The sequence below is a fragment of the Paractinoplanes rishiriensis genome, assembly GCF_016862375.1.
GTDB lineage: Bacteria > Actinomycetota > Actinomycetes > Mycobacteriales > Micromonosporaceae > Actinoplanes > Actinoplanes rishiriensis.
This window is the reverse complement of record NZ_BOMV01000015.1, coordinates 50,407-68,954: the sequence shown is the minus strand read 5'-3', so window position 1 is coordinate 68,954 and position 18,548 is coordinate 50,407. Positions and strand designations below refer to the sequence as shown.

Annotated in this window: 13 protein-coding genes; 9 read left to right on the top strand and 4 right to left on the bottom strand. The window is 73.7% G+C overall.

Annotated features, from left to right (window positions below; all coding sequences use genetic code 11):
* The first annotated feature begins 1 nt into the window (after position 1).
* The 4 genes from Ari01nite_RS10400 to Ari01nite_RS10385 are packed head-to-tail and all read left to right on the top strand — an operon-like array spanning position 2 to position 5,977.
* Complete coding sequence (locus tag Ari01nite_RS10400; RefSeq protein ID WP_203780948.1) at positions 2-2,173, top strand: hypothetical protein; 2,172 nt, start codon at positions 2-4, stop codon at positions 2,171-2,173.
* On the top strand, positions 2,170-3,114 hold the full coding sequence (locus Ari01nite_RS10395; protein ID WP_203780947.1) for a BUD32 family EKC/KEOPS complex subunit: 945 nt from the start codon (positions 2,170-2,172) through the stop codon (positions 3,112-3,114). The genes Ari01nite_RS10400 and Ari01nite_RS10395 overlap by 4 nt, the downstream gene beginning before the upstream one ends.
* Complete coding sequence (locus Ari01nite_RS10390; RefSeq protein WP_203780946.1) at positions 3,111-4,205, top strand: hypothetical protein; 1,095 nt, start codon at positions 3,111-3,113, stop codon at positions 4,203-4,205. Before Ari01nite_RS10395 ends, Ari01nite_RS10390 begins: the two co-directional genes overlap by 4 nt.
* On the top strand, positions 4,202-5,977 hold the full coding sequence (locus Ari01nite_RS10385) for a hypothetical protein (RefSeq protein ID WP_203780945.1): 1,776 nt from the start codon (positions 4,202-4,204) through the stop codon (positions 5,975-5,977). Before Ari01nite_RS10390 ends, Ari01nite_RS10385 begins: the two co-directional genes overlap by 4 nt.
* Here the strand turns inward: Ari01nite_RS10385 and Ari01nite_RS10380 are convergent.
* The 3 genes from Ari01nite_RS10380 to Ari01nite_RS10370 form a co-directional block, all read right to left on the bottom strand.
* Positions 5,971-6,582, bottom strand: coding sequence for a hypothetical protein (locus tag Ari01nite_RS10380; RefSeq protein ID WP_203780944.1), 612 nt, complete (start codon positions 6,580-6,582; stop codon positions 5,971-5,973). The two genes, Ari01nite_RS10385 and Ari01nite_RS10380, sit on opposite strands and share 7 nt — an antisense overlap.
* 67 nt (positions 6,583-6,649) lie before the next feature.
* Positions 6,650-8,185 (bottom strand): FAD-dependent monooxygenase, encoded by a 1,536-nt coding sequence (locus tag Ari01nite_RS10375; RefSeq protein WP_239162635.1) that lies wholly within the window; start codon positions 8,183-8,185, stop codon positions 6,650-6,652.
* 81 nt (positions 8,186-8,266) lie between these two features.
* The gene (locus Ari01nite_RS10370; protein ID WP_203780943.1) at positions 8,267-11,041 is read right to left on the bottom strand and encodes an ATP-binding protein; all 2,775 of its coding nucleotides are present in this window, start codon (positions 11,039-11,041) and stop codon (positions 8,267-8,269) included.
* A gap of 432 nt (positions 11,042-11,473) precedes the next feature.
* Between Ari01nite_RS10370 and Ari01nite_RS10365 the strand changes: the two genes are divergently transcribed.
* From Ari01nite_RS10365 to Ari01nite_RS10350, 4 genes are read left to right on the top strand one after another with little or no spacing between them, the layout of a single operon-like run.
* Positions 11,474-12,265, top strand: a complete 792-nt coding sequence (locus tag Ari01nite_RS10365) for a 2-amino-3,7-dideoxy-D-threo-hept-6-ulosonate synthase (protein ID WP_203780942.1) — start codon at positions 11,474-11,476, stop codon at positions 12,263-12,265.
* Positions 12,262-13,365 carry a 3-dehydroquinate synthase II family protein gene (locus Ari01nite_RS10360; protein ID WP_203780941.1) on the top strand — a complete coding sequence of 368 codons (1,104 nt, stop codon included), beginning with the start codon at positions 12,262-12,264 and terminating at the stop codon, positions 13,363-13,365. Before Ari01nite_RS10365 ends, Ari01nite_RS10360 begins: the two co-directional genes overlap by 4 nt.
* Positions 13,355-14,638, top strand: coding sequence for an AMP-binding protein (locus tag Ari01nite_RS10355; RefSeq protein WP_203780940.1), 1,284 nt, complete (start codon positions 13,355-13,357; stop codon positions 14,636-14,638). Before Ari01nite_RS10360 ends, Ari01nite_RS10355 begins: the two co-directional genes overlap by 11 nt.
* An 11-nt stretch (positions 14,639-14,649) precedes the next feature.
* Positions 14,650-15,783 carry an FAD-dependent monooxygenase gene (locus Ari01nite_RS10350; RefSeq protein ID WP_203780939.1) on the top strand — a complete coding sequence of 378 codons (1,134 nt, stop codon included), beginning with the start codon at positions 14,650-14,652 and terminating at the stop codon, positions 15,781-15,783.
* Here the strand turns inward: Ari01nite_RS10350 and Ari01nite_RS50850 are convergent.
* Positions 15,699-16,757, bottom strand: coding sequence for a helix-turn-helix transcriptional regulator (locus Ari01nite_RS50850; RefSeq protein ID WP_275410838.1), 1,059 nt, complete (start codon positions 16,755-16,757; stop codon positions 15,699-15,701). The genes Ari01nite_RS10350 and Ari01nite_RS50850 overlap by 85 nt on opposite strands.
* Positions 16,758-16,908: 151 nt before the next feature.
* On the opposite strand from Ari01nite_RS50850, the gene Ari01nite_RS10335 reads away from it, so the two are divergent.
* On the top strand, positions 16,909-18,525 hold the full coding sequence (locus tag Ari01nite_RS10335) for a methyl-accepting chemotaxis protein (RefSeq protein WP_203780937.1): 1,617 nt from the start codon (positions 16,909-16,911) through the stop codon (positions 18,523-18,525).
* Positions 18,526-18,548 lie beyond the last annotated feature (23 nt).

Genomic DNA, 18,548 nt, shown 5'->3' with positions numbered 1-18,548 from the left:
CATGAATGTGACGCTGCTCGACCTGCGCCGGCGTGACCCGGAGCCGCCGGCCCGCGTCGAAGGACGGATCGTCGTTCTCGACGACGCCCGCACCGTGCTCCAGCACCTCGACATCTACCAGGATCTGATCGGCCGCCGTACGGTTCTCGGGCTGATCTGCGTGGCCGTCGGTGACGCCGGGCCGAAAGCCTCGGTCGACGGCGTGGCGCTCACGCTGCCGCCCGGGCTGCGGCCGGACGGCGAACGCCGCACCGCGGTCCTCTGGGCCGGCGACCCGGCGGGCCTGTGCTGGTCGCCGCAGGGGGCGCCCCGGTTCCCCGGGGCCGGGGCGCCCGACCTCGGCAACCTCCTCGCCCTGCTGCAGGTGACCGAGGTGTTCGACGCCGTATTGTCCGCGGCCGCGGACCTGCCGGGCGCGGTGTCCTCGCCCGGCCTGCGGCTGGCCCAGGATCCGGTCGACATCGCCACGGTCGGCGACGCGGCCGCCGAGGCGGCCCGGCGGCTGTGCCGGCCCGGCGACGAGGTCTCGCGCGAGCTCGCCGGCGCCGTACGAGGGCTGGGCTCCGAACACGACCCGGCCGGCCCGATACTCACGGCGCCCATCGCTACCCGCGCCCGGGACGCGCAACGGCACCTGACCCGGGCCGCGGAAACCGTGCGGGCGCTGGGCCAGAGCTGGCGGCTGCTCGGGCCGGAGCGCCCGACGGCCACCGCCGGCACCGTGCTGCGGACCACCACGCAGGCGGCCGGCGCGTACCGGGACGCCCTGGACCGGCTGCTCAACGACATGGACGGCCACCTCGAGGAGGGCCGGCCGCCGATGACCGACATGATCGCGCTCGGCGTCGCTGAACCGCGCCCGCCGGACGACGCGCGGATCATGGATGGCCTGCGGCGCCTGGTCGACGAGCGTCTGTCCCACGGCGTGACCCTGCCCGACCTCGCCGGCGAGCTGCAGGCGGCGGCGGCGTTCAGCGCTCCGCAGGGGGTGAGCGCGCTGCACGACCGGGTCCGCCGGACGTCGGTGCCGGCCGGCGACCTGCCGCGGTTCCCGCGCTGGCCGCTGAGCCTGTGGACGCTGCCGCTGATCACCCTGACCTGCCTGGCGATCGTCCTGCTGGCCGGGTCCGGTCCGGACGGTCTGCCGTTGGGACTGCTGCTCGCTCTGGTCTGGACCAACGCCGGCTGGCTGCTCCTGGCGCGGCGGCCCGCGTCCGGCGGCGAGCGCGGTTTCCGGCGGTCCGCGCCGGCGGCGCTGGCGACGTACGGGCTCAGCGCCCTGCTCGGCGTTGCGGTGGGCTACGTGCTGCGCCAAGCCCGTACCGACCTGCCCGAGGTACCGTCCGCGGCCGTCTCGTTCGGCGCGCTCGGCGCCTTCGTGGTACTCGCGCTGGTCGTCGCGGCGACCGGTTGGCGGACGGCCGCCAGGAAATGGAGCGGGCAGCTGCCGCTCGCCGAGCTGGACACCGTCGTCACCGCGCTCGACCAGAGCAACGCGAAGGCCTGTGTCACCGAATGGCAGCCGATGCGCCGCCACCGGGCGGCCTCCGCCGCGGCCGGGGCCGCCGCCGGTGGCGTCGAGGTTCTCCGGCAGGTACTGGACGAGGAACTGCCCGGCACCTTGGTCAACGGCCGGACGCCGGCCCGCCCGGAACTGTCCCAGGTGATCCGCGGCGACCTGGTGGACCTCTGCCGTACCGCGCTCGGTGCGACCTGGGCGGCCGGCGGGGCTCCGCACGGATCGGCCGGCGCGGACGTCCGCCGGCGGTTCAGCCGGCTGCTGACCGACTACCGGGAGCACCTCGACCGGAACGGTCCGGCCAGCCCGTTCAACCCGGATGCCGATCCCGGACCGCGCGACGCGATGATGATGCGCGCGTGGACCGCCTCCGCCACCGCCCGGGACGCGCTGCTGTGCCGGGCCGGAGATCCGATGGCCCAGCTGTGTGACGAGAAACAGCTCGAGTTCCTCAGCAACGCCGTGCCGGCCGGCTTCCTCCGCTTCGCCCCGCAGCGGCTCCTGCACGTGCTGCGGCTGCAGCCCACCGACCAGCGGGTGGCCGACGACCCGCACATCGTCTGGACCCGCGGGAGCGAGTTCATCGGCGCCCTGCGGCTGCTGCCGCTGCGGCCGGAGTCGGTGCGCTGGGGTTGGGACGGTGGCCCGCTGTGACCGGCGAGGAAGAGGTGCTGTGCCGGGACGTGAACGGCGTCCTGCACCGGGTGCGGCTCGCCGAGCGGGGCCCGTTCGCGACCCCCGGATCGATGCTGGAGCAGCGGCTCGTCACCGGCCCGAACGACGCGACCTTCCTGCGCAAGTCCGTGCCTGCCGAGGCCGGCCGCCGCGAGCGGCGCCTCTACGACCTGCTGGACAACGAGATCCGGGTGATCGCGCACCTGACCCGGGTGATCGGCGGCCGGTGCGCCGAACTGCCCACCCTGGTCGGCTACAACGTGGACGTCGAGGAGCCGTTCGTTCTGCTCCGGCCCTACCTCGGGCAGCCCGCCACCGAGGTGGTCCGGGCCCTGGATCCGGACCGGCAGCGGGAGTTCCAGGTCGGCATGCTGCGTGTGCTCCACCTGATCGCCGGGGCCGGGGTCGTGCACGGCGCGCTGAGCCTGGACTCGCTGCGCTGGAACGGCACCACCGTGCAACTGGTCGATTTCGAGCGGGCCCAGCTGGCCGGCGAGCCCCGGCACACCGGTTCCGGGCCGTGGCAGTCCCCGGAACGCCTGCATGGCGTCGGCCTCACGGATGCCCGCGACGACGTGTGGTCCGCCGCCGTGCTCATCCGGGAGCTCGTCCTGGGCCCGCAGGCGCTCGCGGCGCCGGCGGACCAGGCCGCCGACCCGGAACGACTGCGGCAACGCCTCGGCCGGGTGTTCCAGCCGGTCGACCAGAGGCCGTCGGCGGCCGAGCTGCTGAGCGCGATGACCCGCCGGGCGGTGCCGCCGGTCCGGCTGGCCGATCCGCGGTCCGCGCTGGCGGAGGGTTACCGGATGTTCGACGAGGCCCGCGGTCGCAAGGGCGTGCCGCCGCCCGCCGGGCCACCGCACACCCCGCCGCCGAACGGCCGGCGCGGCTGGCGACGGCTCCTGGGAGGTGGGCAATGACCGCGACACTCCAACCGGCCATCCGCATCGTGCGCTGCCCGGTCTGCGCGGACGAGTTTCCGTGGCCGGCCGGCGGCACGGTGCTCGTCTTCGACGAGGGAACGGCCATGTACAAGCCGCTCGACGTAAGCCGCCTCAGCGCTGCCAAGCGGGAGGGGGCGCGCCGCGGCGGCTACATACAGTGCCCGAATCCCGCGGGAGACATGGCGCCGCACTATCTGCCGGCCACCTACGCGGACTACGCGGATCCGCTCGTCGTCGGGCTGGTCGGCGCGCCCATGGCGGGCAAGACCCACCTGCTCACCGCCATGATCCGGGAGGCGTACGAGCAGGGTCTGGCCGGCTACGGCATCAGCACCTCGGCACTCGACTTCCGCCGGCACCGCAACTTCCACCAGCAGTTCGTGAAGCCGTTCGAGCAGGGCGCCGCGCTGGCGGGTACCAGCACCGGCATCACCGAGGCGGCCGACATCCTGCTGGTACGCGGGCAGGGCGGCGACCGGCCGGTGACCTTCTTCGACGTGGCCGGGGAGGACCTGCAGAGCACCGACACGCTGAACCGGTCGACCCGGTTCCTGCTCAGCGCGAACGCGGTGATCTTCGTGCACGCGCTGGAGGACTCGGCGGACGCCGGCGCCACCGGTGCGGTGAATCCGGGCTGGTCGTTCGAGCTCGCCGTCGAGCGGCTGCTCGGCGTGCCGGGGAATGCCGATCTCCCGGTGGCCATCGCGGTGACCAAGGCCGACCGGATGCGCTACGTCCCGCCGGTCGACCGGTGGCTGCGGCGCGACGCCGGATCCGGCCTGGACCCGGAGCGTATCCACGCCGAGAGCCGGGACGTCTATGCCTTCCTGCACCGGCAGGGCGCCGTCGGCTCGCTACGGCCGTTCGAAGCGTTCCGCCGGTGCACCCTGCACTTCGTCTCGGCCAGCGGCGGCGACGCCAGCCCGGCCGGCTCCCCGGGACATGGCGGCGAACAGCGGTTCGCCCGCGGCTTCCGTCCCGCCCATGTGCTGGCGCCGCTGGTCGCGATCCTCGCGATGTCCGGCGTGATCCCCGGCCCGGACGCCGGAAAGGTGGGACTGCCATGACCAGCCCGCTCCCCAACCGGCGCATCGACCAGGTGTTCTTCGGCTTCTCCCAGCAGGGCGGCGAGCAGCGGGTGCTGGCCGACTCCTTCGACGGGCCGGACGAGCATCTGCGCTGGCAACACCGTCTCCAGGCGCACATCCGGCTGCAGCCGTTGGCCGACGCGGACCTGCCGAGACGGGCCCTGTCGTACTTCTCGTTCGCGGACGGGAAGGCCGCGCTGCTGAACCGGGTGGACGCCGGGGTGAGCGCGGGCCGCAACAACGCACACGCCCTGATCGGCCCGTCCGAGCTGCTCACCCCGCGGACCGCGCTCGGGCTGAGCTTCTGGACCGGCTGGCAGGTCCACGAGCCCGTGGCGCCGCTGGAGCCGATCCATACCGGGCTGGGCAACACGCTCAAGCAGGCCGAAAACCACTTCTACCCGGCCGCGGTGAAGAACATCGACACGCTGAAGCCGATTCTCGCCGGGCTGCTCACCGATCCGAACGTCCCGATCAGCGTGATCGGCTGTCCCGAGGACATCAAGCTCGTGATGATCTGGGCGCTGCTCGAGATCGACGAGTGCGCCCGGACGGGCTTGCCCAACCGCAGCTTCTCCACCTACGAGGACCGGCACGACGCCGGCGTGGAGCGCGCACCGCACCTCATGTTCCTGCCGGTGCGGCCGTACACGACGGGTAACGTTCCGCGCACCATCGTCGACCTGGCGTACCCGCTCGCCGCCGGGCCGGCGGCGGACACCGCTGCGCAGCTGTGCCGGCAGCTCGTCGAGCGCAGCTTCGCACCGCTGGCACCCGCGCAGGCAGCGCGCCCGAAGGCGGTGCTGACGGAGACCCGGCCCGCTCCACCCCAGCGGTACGAGGCGAGGTCCGGCATCCCGGCGCCGTCACCGGAGCAGCAGCTGGTCGCGGCGCTGCGGAACGCTCCCACCGTGCGCGCGTTCGACCAGGTGCTGGAGGCTCTGGAGCAGCATCCCGCGGAGCGGCGGCACCTGGTCCGGGCGGCCCTGGACGCCGCAGCGCTCGACGCCGCCGCGTTCCAGGTCGAGGTGACGTTCCGGGAGGAGTTGCTGACCCGGCTGCTCACGGCGGCGTACGGGCCGCGGCTGGAGGATCTCGGTGATCCGCAGGCCGAGAAGCACGCGGTCGAGGTGGCCGGCCGCGCGAACTCCGAGCAGCTGGCCCTGCTGCTCGGCGGGATGAAGGCGACGGCCGGCGGCCCGATCCGCGCGGCGGCCTTCCAACGATGGGCGGCCGACGGTCGCGCCGGCCGGCGGGAACCGGTGGCGGGGATTCTGCGACGGCTCCGGGCCAGGCGGCGCGACCGCTACCTTCCGGTGGCGGCGGTGATCGCCGTCCTGGCCGTCCTGGGAACGGCGTTTCTCGGCGGGGTGCTGCTGGGCCGCAGCGACGGCACCGCCGGTAACCGGCCCGCCGCCGCGCCGTCCACCACCCGGCCGGCCAGTGAGCCGCCGGAATCCGGCCCGGCCGGCGGCCGGCCGCGCAGCGGCTACGCCACCTTCGACGGCGTCAAGCCGGACGACGTCGCGGTGATCGCCTTCACCAGGACCGCCGGTGGCCTGCAACTGCAGGGCCTCTGCGTGCTCGCCTGGGACACCACCTGGTTCTGTCCCGGCCGCGGCGACCTGCCCCCGGACCTCACCGCCACCCTCGTGGCCTACGCGGTGCCGAAGGAGCAGGTCGCCGAGGCGCTCACCGCACCGCTGCCGGCGGCCCCGAACGGCTGGAGCGCCGAACACCAGGTTCAGTGAACCTGGCGCAGCACATCGGCGAGACGGCTCAATGCCCGGCTGGCGGCGAGCCGTCCCCGATGCAGCACCGCCAGATCCTCGACGGCACAGGCCGGCGGCCGGTACCCGTTCGCCGCCGCCAGGGACCGGTTGCACCCGGCCCAGGCGAGCAGCGCGTCCCGCAGCTCACCGGGGACCGCATCGGACGTGTTGCCCGGATCGGCTGCCACCGTGGCGTAGGACTGCCGGTACGGCCAGAACGACCACACCTTGGTTTCGTCGATGAGCTGCTCCACCGGGTCGGTCCGGTGGTAGCGCCAGGCGATCTCGATCGAGCGGGCACTGCCGTCGGCGATCAGATCGCCGATCATCCCGTGCCGTGCGTGCGCGCCGGCCACCTCGTAGAACGTGCTGCGGCAGCCGCGCGGGCGGGCCGCGCCGACAACGCATTTCCAGGTCAGTGGGCGACCCGGTGCGGCAGCCAGCAACTCGGCGACCGCCCGGTAGTAGATGACTTTCGTCTGCCAGTGGTTGCGGCGAGGGCAGGGGTTCTCCGCGAGCCGCGTGTACCAGCCCGCAATCGTGCTCCGCCCCAGGTCCTCGGCCTCGGTGATTCTCGTCGACATCGTCCCTCTGTCCATTCGAGATCGGCGGGGAGAAGTCGAGCGTCGCCGGGGCGGCGGTATCGCCGCATCACGTGTTCTCGTATAACTGCTCTCGTTCGCCGGTCACCTCGTCGAGCACCCGGTCGCAATCGGCCGGCGGCCCGTCGGCGCACCACGCGACCTGCTGGTCCGGGCGGATCAGCACGAGCCGGCCGGACCAGCCGGCCGGCACCGCCGCCGCGGCCAGCGGCAGGTGCCGCACCGGGATGCCGCGTGCCTGGGCGGCCTTGAGCAGTCCGGAACCCTCCCCGCCGAGGGTGATGTCGATCAGCGTGAACTGGGGTCCCAGCCGGTCGAAAAGCTGGTCGCCGCCGGCGAGCCGGAAGGCGGGCGGGCGGAAGCCGGGAACACCGGCCATCTCGGCCGGCCCGGTGCCGGCCGGGTCGAGTTGAGGTGGGCCGTTGCGGAGCTCGGCCACGAGCGTCTGCCTGTCCGCCTCGGACTCGACCAGCCGCTGCAGCCGGCGCCGGGCGGTGAGGCTACGGCGGGCCTGTTCCCGGGCCGCCAGGGCCTGCCGGCGGCGTTCCGTCTGGTACCCGGCGAGCAGCCGGTCGCCGGCCCAGCCGTGCACCGCCGCGGCGAGCCGCCAGCCGAGGCCGACCGCGTCGCCGATGCAGACATCCACGTCGTCGGGCATCTCGGCCTGGTGCGCGGCGTGACCGGCGAGGAACACGCGATGCCGCCGGTAGGACCTCGCGACCGACGGCACGCCGGCCCGCTGCACGACGGCCTCGATCCGCGGCTGCTCGTCGGCGAGGCCGAGCCGGTCCTGCAGCAGGTCGGCCGGATTCACCACGGTGGCCTGGTCGTCCGCCGGGACCGGCAGGTGGGCCACGCAGAGGTCGCCGTCGTGCCCCGCGACCACGGTGGCTCGCCCGGTGACGACCACGGCCGGGTTTGCCCATCGCCGGGCCAGCCCGGGGCTGCGGAAATGGACGGTCAGGTGTGGTGCCGGCGGGCCGAGCTCCTCCAGGGTGAGGCCGGCACATCGGCGGACGGTGCTGTCCGCACCGTCACAGCCGGCGAGGTAGCCGGTCTCGACCACGTGCCGCTCGTCCCGGCCCGCGTCGATCACCGTGGCGAGCACCGTGTGCCGGCCGGCGTCGACATCGGTGAGGGTCCAGCGGGTGCGCAGGTCGATCAGCGGGTGCTCGCGCAGTGACCGCCGCAACCGGCCGACCAGACCGGAACCGGAGATGAGCACGTACGGCTCGATGGGTGCATTGCCGTCGGCGGTCGCGGCGTACCGACGGCGTAGTTCGGCCACCGACGGCAGCCGCCACTGCAGCGCCGGTGGCCGTTCTACCCCCGCGGACCAGAGAAAGTCCAGCGGGTGGTCCGGGTCGAGCCCGGCCGCCCGCAGGTCACCGGACAGGTTCAGCCGACGGAGCAGCTCCATGCTGCGGCCCCTGATCAGCAACAGGTCCGGTATCCGGGCCGGGCCGTCCGCGCGTTCCACCACCATGCTCGGGACACCGTGATGAGCCAGCTCCAGTGCGGTCAGCGAGCCGGCGACGCCGGCACCGGCCACCAGCACTGGCGTACGCATGGCAGTTGTCGGCATGGTGCGTCCCTCAGGCGGTGCGGATGAGCGGTTGGTACACCGCCATGCTCGGCGCTCGCGGGTCGTCCGCACATCACGTGTTCACGTGATTGACGGGCATTCCTGCGCGACGATCCGGGCGAGCTCGGCCCGCCGCCGCACGCCCAGCTTGGCGAAGATGTTGCGCAGGTGCGCGTCCACGGTGTGCTTCGAGATGTACAGGACCTCAGCGACCTCGCTGTTCGTGCGGCCCGCCCCCACCTCGATCGCCACCCGCCGTTCGGCCTTGGTGAGCTGCGGCAGACAGGGTGCCGCCTCGGCAGCTTCATGCGGCGCCACGGCACCGCGCTCCCGGAGGAGAGCTTCGATCCGCACCCGGACGCGCTCGGCGCCGCAGCGGGTCACGATGGACAGTGCCTCCGGATAGGTGTCGCCGCCGAGCGCCGCGGCGTCCTCGAGGGCCGCGGCCAGGGCGAGCGGCCGGTCCGCCCGCCGGAACTCCGCGACGGCTCGCTGCACCCCGGCCAGATCACTGTGGTGGACACCGGCGGCGTGCGCGGCGGAACCGGTGGCGGAGCGCGAGCCCGGGTTGCGGTCGGCGTACCGCCGGGTCGCCACCACGACCATCGACGCCTCGCCGGGGTGGCCGGCCTGGCGGGCGATGCGAACGAGTTCAGCGGCCGACGCCGGGTCGGCCGTGAAGAGCGCGGGCCGCTCGAGCAGCCTCGGGTAGAAGTCGCGGAGCAGGTCGAACGCGGCCTTCGTCGCCCCGCTCGCGCAGAGCAGGACCGCCTCGGCCCACAGCACGTCCTCGGGCACCGCGGTCACCCCGTCGCCGGCCAGCCGGCGGACGTGGTCGAGATGGTCCTGCGCGCGGCTCAGGTCGCCGCGCCGGACCGCGATCCGCAGCAGCATGCCCAGCAGCGGCATCGCGAGGGCGTTCGCCTCGTGCTGCTCGGCCACGGCGAGACCCGACTGGGCCTCCACCCCGGCGTCGTCGAGCCGGCCGCGGGCGTAGAGCAGGGCGGTGTGAAAGTAATGCCAGAGCGGGTCGGCCCAGGCCGCACCGGACCGGTCGGACTTCCGGCGCCCGGCGCTGATGACCTCGGCGGCCTCGTCGAAGCGGTCGAGCGCGATCAGCGCACCGCCCAGCCAGATCCGCGGGTGACGCTGGGCCGCCTCGCCGCCTTCCCGGTCGGCGAGCTCGACGGCGGCCTCGGCGTGCGCCAGGGAATCGGTCAGCCGTCCCTCGGTGTAGGCGACCAGGCTGCGCCCGGCCAGGCCGAACACCACGGCCGCGGACTCGCCGCTCTGCCGGCCGAGCGTATCGGCGCGGCTGCCCGAGTCGTCGGCGCCGGCCAGCTCACCGAGATAGCAGAGGGCATGCGTACGCACCGCGTGCAGGCGGGCCTGCACCGGCACCGGGATCTCGGGGTGCCGCAGCGCCGCGTCGGCGTACTCCACGGTCTGCCGGTCCAGGCCGCTGTGCTTGCACGCCTCGGCCAGGCCGAGCTGCAGCAGCGCCGAGGTCTGCGGGTCCAGGCCGGCGTCCAGGCTTTCGCCGCCGAGCCGGCGCGCCTCCTCCAGCCGCGCGGCGGCGGCGAGCAGGCCGACCGTGTCGGCGATCAGCGGCAGCCGGCCCGGGTCGTCGGCATCCGCGGCGTCCAGCGCCCGCAACATGACATCGGCCGCGGCACCGGGCGCCACCCGGGCAATCTCCCGAGCCGTGGAGCGCACCAGGCGAACCGCCTCCGCCGCACCCGACCGGCCGCTCTTGAGCTGGTGTTCGGCAACCTCCAAAACCGGGCGGCCGGCGTCCCGGGTGATCGCCGCAACGTCGCGGTGCAACTGCTCACGCAAGGAACGGGGCAGCATGCTGTAGACCGCCTGCCGGACCAGGTCGTGGGCGAAGGCCAGGCGGCCGAGGGGGTCCTCGACGAGAAAGTCGTCCATCGCCTCGCGGACCAGCGGCGCCATCTCCATGGCCGTACGCCCGCAGAGGCGCGCCGCCTCCCCGATGTCGAACGGCCGATCGAACACCGACACCGACCGCAGCAGCCAGGCAGCCGGCTCGGACAGCGATTCGAGCAGCTCGCGGACCGCATCGACGAAACCGGACGGCAGGGCGTCACCGACCACCGAGCCCACACCGCGCACCACGACGAGTTGACCGGTCCGGACCAGGGCCCGCAGCAACTGCTCGGTACGCAGCGGATTGCCGAGGCAGGACGCGGCCAGCGCCACCACCGTGTTGTCCACCTCGGCACCGACCACCTGGGCGCTGAGCTGGGCGATGGCGGTCTCGTCCAGCGGTCTCAACCGGATCGGCGGAGTGCCGTCGCGCAGCAGCCACCGGACCACCTGGTGACCGGGAGTGGACCGGTCCGCACCGGACGGCGGGCGGTGAGCGAACAGCCAGCGCACCGGCGAGGACGCCAGGGCCGGGATCAGCTCGCGAACGGCCAGCGCGGACAGTTCGTCCATCCATTGCGCGTCGTCGATGACGATCAGCAGGGGGTTCTCCCGCGCCGCCTGCTCGAGCGACGTCCGCAGCCGCTGCAGGGTGCCGAGCGGATCCGCTCGTTCCGGCTCGTGCCGCGCCAGCCAGGCGAACGCGGACGTCTCCGGCGAGCAGTCCCGCAGCGCGCCGGTCAGGGTCACCAGCGGGACGGCCGGATCCAGGCGGAACGCCTCCCGGCTGGCGACCGCGATGCCGCGGGCCGCGGCCGGTGCGAGCACGGCCTGCAGGAGCCGCGACTTGCCGATCCCGGGCGGGCCGGTCAGCACGTGCCAGCCACCGGCGCCGGCCGCGGTGTCGTCAATGATCCGGGTCAGGAACTGGATCTCCGGCTCCCGTCCGAATAGGTCCCAGGTCACGCCCGCGAGCCTCCGGTCGCCGACCGTTCTCGCCATTCGCCATGGCAGATCTCCATTGCGCCCCCAACGAGATGTAGGACGCCGATTGTGCGTGCCGCCCGGGTAACGGGATAACACCCGTTCGTGCGGTTCGCACAGCTGTCCGGCGTGCGGAAATCCCCGTGGTGGCGCGTTTTTTCGATCGGGCGCCCCTTTCCTGAGTACGAGCGTAATGGTTGGGAACAACGACGATTCACCCGCCCGAGTGATGATCAGGAATGGCTGATCTTGCTGTCAACTACTCATTCGATCAGGGAAATTCTCCGACCGGCGCGCCGACCTGCATTGACTCCGGATTCCGGAGTCCGCCCACCTTCTCGAGCAGTAGGCCGGGATCGGCGGCGTCGTTAGCTTCGGACTTCGTCAGTGTCGACCACCAGCCAAGGAGATGGTATGTACACAAGCGAATCGTTCGGGCGGCGCGTGCGTCTCGGCCACCTCGGCCGCCGCGGCGGCTCCGGTCTGCTCCTCATCCCCCTCGATCACGCCGTGGGCGCCGGTCCGCTGCGCTCCGACGGCGACCTGGACACCCTGATCGGCCAGTTGGCCGAGCACGGCGCCGACGGCGTGGTGCTGCACAAGGGCGCCGCACGCCGGGTCCGGCCCGCCCGGTTCCGGGACCTGTCCCTGGTGTGCCAGCTCAACGCGAGCACCCGGATGGCGCACGACCCGGACGCGAAATACCCGGTGGCCACCGTGGAGGAGGCGCTGCGCCTCGGCGCGCACGCCGTCAGCGTGCACGTCAACGCGGCCTCCCGGACCGAGGCGGCGCAGATCGCGCACCTGGCCACGGTGGCGGAGGCCTGCGAACGCTGGTCCGTCCCGCTGCTGGCGATGATGTACGTGCGCGGTCCCGCGGTCCGCGACGGCCGCGCCCCCGATCTGGTGGCGCACGCCCTCGCCGTCGCCGCCGAACTGGGCGCCGACCTGGTCAAGACCGCGCTGCCGGACGACCCCGCGGCCACGGCCCGGATCCTCGCGGGTGCCGCAACCCCGGTGCTGGCCGCGGGTGGCGATCCGGGATCCGACCCGGACGCCGTCCTCGGCCGGATGTCGGCCGCGATGCGCGCCGGCGCCGCGGGGGTGGCGGTGGGCCGGCTGGTGTTCACCGCCGCGGACCCGGGCGCCATGGTGCGCCGGCTCGCCGCCGTGGTGCACGACCGCACGCCGGCGGCCGTCCGATGAGCGCGGCACGGCCGGGCCGGGAGTGCTGGCTGGACCTGCGCGGGGCGGGTCCGTGGCGGCGCGAGGTCAGCGAGGAGGCCCTGCACCTGCGTTTCGACGCCATCGTCGCGGACGACCCGGCGGATCTCGCCGGCCTGCCGCCCTCCATCACCCGCGTGCTCGTCGTCACCGGCGAGCTGCCGGACGATCCGGGCACCGCCGACGTCCTGCTGGTCGACCCGGCCCGGCGGGCCATGGTGGACCGCCCGGACCTGCGCCTCGGCACCCGGGTGGACGTCGTCGACGCCGCGAGTCTGGAGCTGGCCTGCGACCGGGTCCGCCGGGACGAGCTCACGGTGCTGCGCTTCCACGACCCGACGCACATCCCGCTGGAGATCGTGCTGGCCGCCGCCGACGGCGCGTCCGGCCGGATCATCACCGAGGTCGGCGGGGTCGAGGAGGCCTCGGTGCACCTGACTGTGCTGGAGCGGGGGCCGGACGGGGTGCTGCTGCGGCCCGGCGGCCCGGGCGACGCCACCAAGCTCACCGAGGTGGTCCGGCACCGCTCGCCCGACCTCGACCTGGTCACCCTCACCGTCACCGGGGTGCGGCACTGCGGCTCGGGCGAGCGCGCCTGCGTGGACACCTGCTCGTACCTGAGCCCGGACGAGGGGATTCTGGTGGGGTCGCGCTCCCGCGGCCTGCTGCTCTGTGTCAGCGAGACACATCCCCTGCCCTATATGCCGATGCGCCCGTTCCGGGTCAACGCCGGCGCGGTCATGTCGTACACCCTGGCCGACCACGAACGGACGCGCTATCTGTGCGAGCTGCAGGCGGGTTCCACGGTGCTCGCGGTGCGCGCGGACGGCCGCAGCCGGCCGGTCACGGTCGGCCGTGTCAAGATCGAGACGCGGCCGCTGCTCGCCATCGACGCCGTGGCGCCGAGCGGGGAGCTGCTGAACCTCATCGTGCAGGACGACTGGCATGTACGGGTGCTCGGGCCGGGCGGCGTCGTGCACAACACGACCGAGCTGACGGCCGGCGACGAGGTGCTCGGTTTCCTGCCCGGCCGGGAACGGCACGTCGGCTATCCGATCGACGAGCTGTGCCATGAGCTCTGACCGGCCGCGCCTCGGGGACTGGGGCGACTTCGCCGAGCTGGCGAAGCTGCAGGACGCCCTGTTGCCGGCCGCGCTGGCGGCGGCCGCCGGATCACCCTTCTACCGGGCGCGCGGCACGGTGCCGGCGACCGCGGCCGAGCTCGCGGGCTACCCGCTGACCAGCAAGGCGGACCTCCGCGACGCCTACCCCTTCGGCATGCTCGCGGTGGACCGGTCGCGGCTGGCCACCTACCACGAGTCCAGCGGCAGCACCGGCACACCGACCGCCTCCTACTACACCGAGGCGGACTGGGCCGACCTGATCGACCGCTACGCGCGCATGCACATCGGCATCGCACCGTCGGACACGGTGATGGTCCGCACGCCGTACGCGTTGATGCTGACCGGGCACGTGGCGCACGCCGCGGCACGGGCCTGCGGCGCGACGGTGGTTCCGGCCGACAACCGGTCGCTCGCCACCCCGTACGCCAAGGTGGTCCGCCTCCTGCACGACCTCGAGGTGACGCTGACCTGGTCGCTGCCCACCGATGCCCTGCTCTGGGCGGCCGCGGCGACCCGGGCCGGCCTGCAGCCCGGCCGCGACTTCCCGGCCCTGCGCGCGTTGCTGGTGGCCGGTGAGCCGCTGAGCCCGGCGCGGCGCGCCCGCATCGCGCAGGTCTGGAGCGCGCCGGTGGTGGAGGAATACGGCGCCAGCGAGACCGGCGGACTGGCCGGCCAGTGCCCGCACGGGCATCTCCACCTGTGGGCGGACCGGGCGATCTTCGAGGTCCACGACCCGGCCACCGGCCGGACAACGCCCGATGGCGCCGGCGAGCTCGTGGTCACGCCGCTGTTCCGGGAGGCGATGCCACTGCTGCGCTACCACCTCGGCGACCGGGTGGAGGTGACCTATGCGGACTGCCCGTGCGGCTGGGCGCTGCCGACCGTCCGGGTGCTCGGCCGCCCGGGCACCGGCGCCGGCCTCACCCAGGTGGGACTCGAGGACCTGGTGTTCCGCCTGCCGGCCGGGTACGGGGTGATGTTCTGGCGGGCCCGGCACACCGCGGACGGACTGCACGCGCAGATCGAGGTGGCCCCGGAACACGGCGCCGCGGCGGCCCGCGACCTGAGGGCGGCTGTCGGCGCCGCCCACGGGATCGAGGCCCGGGTGGACGCCGTGCCACCCGGCACCCTCGTGCCCGACGCCGTGCTGACCGCGCTGCCGGAGGTCATGAAACCGCGTGGCCTGTTCACCGCGGACGAGAACTGGGACAGGGCCCTGCGCTACTACTGAAAGGCAGCAACGTGGACCGGATCGCCATCGTCGGCGCGGGCATCGGCGGTCTGACCGCCGCCCTCGCGCTCGCCCGCCGCGACATCGAGTCTGTGGTGTTCGAGCAACAGGCCGCGCTCCCGGACGAGGGAGCCGGCATCCAGATCTCCCCCAACGCCGCTGCCGAGCTGCGCGAGCTGGGCCTGGGCGCGGCCTTCGACACGGCGGCCCGCCCGGCCCACCGCGAGATCCGCCGCTGGCACGACAACGCCGTGATCACCCGCACCGACCTGGGCCGCTACGACGTCCCCTACTACACGATGCGGCGCGGCGCGCTGATCGGCGCCCTGCGCCGGGCGGTCATCCAGTTCGGCCGCCGCTGCGTGTCCGTCACCGAGGAGAGCCTCGGCTTCGCGGACGGTTCGGTGGAACACCCCGGCACCGTGGTCGGTGCGGACGGCCTGCACTCGGTGGTCCGCGGCCTGGTCGCCCAGGACCGGCCGCGGTACAGCGGATTCGTGGCGGCCCGCGCGGTCCTGCCGATCGCGGCGCCGCCTCGGGTGACGGTGTGGCTGGGGCCGCAGCGGCACTGCGTCGCGTACCCCGTCGACCACGGCAGGCATCTCAACCTCGTCGTCGTCGGGCCCGCCGCCGACCCGCCGGCCCGGCCCACCCGGGTGACCGGCGGTGCACTCCTGGCCGGGTTCGACGGGTGGCATCCGGCCGTCCGCGAGCTCATCGGGCTGGCCGGTCAGGCCGAGCTACGGGCACTCCACGACCGGCCGCCGATCCCGCGCTGGCATCGCGGACGTGTCGTGCTGATCGGCGACGCCGCCCACCCGATGCTGCCGTTCATCTCGCAGGGCGCGGCCCAGGCCGTCGAGGACGCCACCACGCTGGCCCGGTGCGCGCGGCGCCCGGACGCTCTCGCGCACTTCGAGGCGCTGCGCAGGCACCGGGTCGACGAGGTGGCGGCGCTGTCCCGGGCCGGTGCCCGCGCCTTCCACCTCGAGGACGGCGACGAGCAGCGGGCGCGGGACCGCGCGATGGCGGCCGCGCCGCCGGATTCGCACGACTGGCTCTACGGGTACCGGGTGGCCTCCCTTTTCCGCAGGTGCGACACGAGTTCGACGCGGGACGCCAGCCCGAGCTTCCGGAAGATCTGACGAAGGTGGTAGTTGACCGTGTGCGGCGACCGGCTCAGCCGCACCGCGATCTGCTGATTGGTCAGCGCCATGCCGACCAGCTCGGCGACCTGCAGCTCGCGGTCGCTGAGCAGCGCCCAGTCCACCTCGCGCGGCGCCTCCCGGGGTGGCCGGTGCCGGGTCGGCGCCGTTCGCTGCCGCTGTTCGCGCCGCAGGGCCGCCACCACCGGTACGGGCATCGACGCCTCGACGATCAACCGGACCTGTTCGTGGCTGAACGCCAGCGTGTCCCCCTGGGTGACCAGCAGCCCGGAGTCCAGGGCTTCCTCGATGTCCGGCAGCAGGGTGACCAGGCTGCGGCCGAGCAGGGCGCTCAGCCGGGTGGGCGGGAACGGGGATCGCAGTGCGGTGGCCGCCTGCACGAGGTGACGGGCCGGCGGCGACAGCGTCGCCACCCGCTCGGCCAGCCGCGCCCGCGTGCGCTCCGGCAGCCGCGCCACCGGTGTCCGGCCGTCCTCCCGCAGGGCGGTGATCAGCCGCACGATCGCCCCCGGCCGGCCGGCCCCGGCCCGGGCGAGATCCAGCAGCCATTCGCCGGGTCGCGTTCCGAGCAGGGCGGTGATCAGGCGTTGGACGTCGGCAGCGGTCAGCGGTGTCAGCCAGATCCGGTGCACCTCCGCCGAAATGCCGGTGAATAACGAACGCCCGGTGGTCACCACCAGGACCGGTGCACGCGCGGCCAGCCGGTCCGGATCGCCGGCGTCGACCGGCTCCGGGTGGTCCCGCACCAGGATGACGAACTCGCGGGTGGCTGCCACCGCGGCGCCCCGACCTCGACCGGCCGAGACGAACTCGCGCAGCAGCCGCGCCCGCCCGCTGTCCGGTGGCCCGTCCACGACCAGCACGACGGGCCGGCCGGGCGCGGCCCGGCCGAGCAGCTGGACGAAGCACCGCATCGCGTCGTCCCGCCCGATCAGCGGAATTGACTTCTCCATCGGTCCTCCTCGGGGTCGAGTCCGATGGTGCGACCGGCCGGGCCCGGCGACCGGCTAGAAGTAGTGCATTGACGCAAACACGAACCTGGAGTTTCCCGTTGGCGGATCCCCCGGTGGGGCGCCGGGTTAGCATCTCGACGGAGGGCAGGACGTGAAGCTGCTTCGCCGTATGCGGGTCACCACGCGTCTGGTGGCGGGTTTTCTGCTCATGGCGCTGTGCGTGGTGGCCATCTGGGCGGCCGCGGTGTGGTCGGCGGACAGCACCCGGGACGTGGCCCGCGCCCTGGCCCGGTCGCAGGGCCAGCTCGACGCCGCCCAGCAGCTCAAGTTCCGGGTCACCGACATCAGCGGCTGGCAGGCCGGCTACGCCTTCAACATCGTGCGCGGCGCCGACAACGCGACCGCCGACACGGCGCCCGAGCGGGCCGCGTTCCTGGCCGCGATGGACAGCTTCGTCATCGAGGTGGACCGGCTCGCGGGGCTGCCGCTGACCACCGCCGAGCAGGCCGACGTGGCGACGATCCGGACGGCCTTCCAGCAGTTCGCGGACATGGACGACGAGGTGATCGCGGCCTACCGGGCCGGCACCCGTGCCGCGACCGAGAAGGCCAACCACCTGGTGGCCGGCCCGGGACTCGAGCTGTACGCCACGATCGCCGGCGGCGTCGACCGGTTGCTGGCGAGCGCGCGGCAGCAGGAGGCCGACGCGCACCGCCGGGCGGAGCGGACGGCCGACCGCACCCGCGACGTCGCCACCCTGGTGGGCTGCCTGGCCCTGCTCGTCTCGGTGTTGCTCGCCGTGCTCCTGGCACTGTCGATCATCCGGCCGCTGGGCGCGCTCCAGGATCGCCTCGCGGACATCGCCGAGGGCGACGGCGACCTGACCCGGCGGCTGCAGACCGGCGGGCACGACCAGTTCACCGATGTCAGCCGGTCCTTCAACCGGTTCGTCGACAAGATCGCCGCGACGGTGCGCGAGATCGGCGACTCGGCCTCCACGGTCGCGCACGCCAGCGAGGAACTCACCACCACCGCGATCCAGATCATGGTGGAGGCCAAGGCGACGTCGCGGGAGTCCGGCGAGGTGGTGCTCGCCGCCGACGAGGTGGCCGCCGGCGTGCGCACGGTGGAGGCGAGCACGTCCTCGATGGGCGCCTCGCTGCAGCGGATCGCCGGGACCGCGGCGGAGGCCGGCCAGGTCTGCGAGCAGAGCCTGACCGCGGCGCACGCGGCGCGGGAGGTGATCGGCCGGCTCGCCACCTCCAGCCAGGAGATCGGCGAGATCGTCCGGGCCATCACGGCGATCGCCCAGCAGACCAACCTGCTCGCCCTCAACGCGACCATCGAGGCGGCCCGGACCGGCGAGCTGGGCAAGGGCTTCGCGGTCGTGGCCGGCGAGGTGAAGGAACTGGCGCAGGAGACCGAGGGCGCCACCGACGGCATCACCGCCAAGGTGCAGAGCATCCAGCAGGACACCGCGACCGCCACCGAGGCGATCGCCGAGGTCCTCGAGATCGCCGGCCGGCTGGGTCACTTCCAGTCCACCATCGCCGCGGCGGTCCGGGCGCAGACCGCCACCACCGACGAAATGAGCCGCACCATCAGCGCGTCGACCGTGAACTCGGCGGACATCGCCGCCAACCTCGCCGCCATCTCCTCGGGCACGCAGACCACAACCAGCGGCGTCATCGACATCAAACACGCGACGCAGGAGCTGTCCGAGCTCAGCAACGGCCTCCGGGCGCTGGTGAGCCAGTTCCGGGTATGACGAACGCCGGCGCCCCTGGCGGG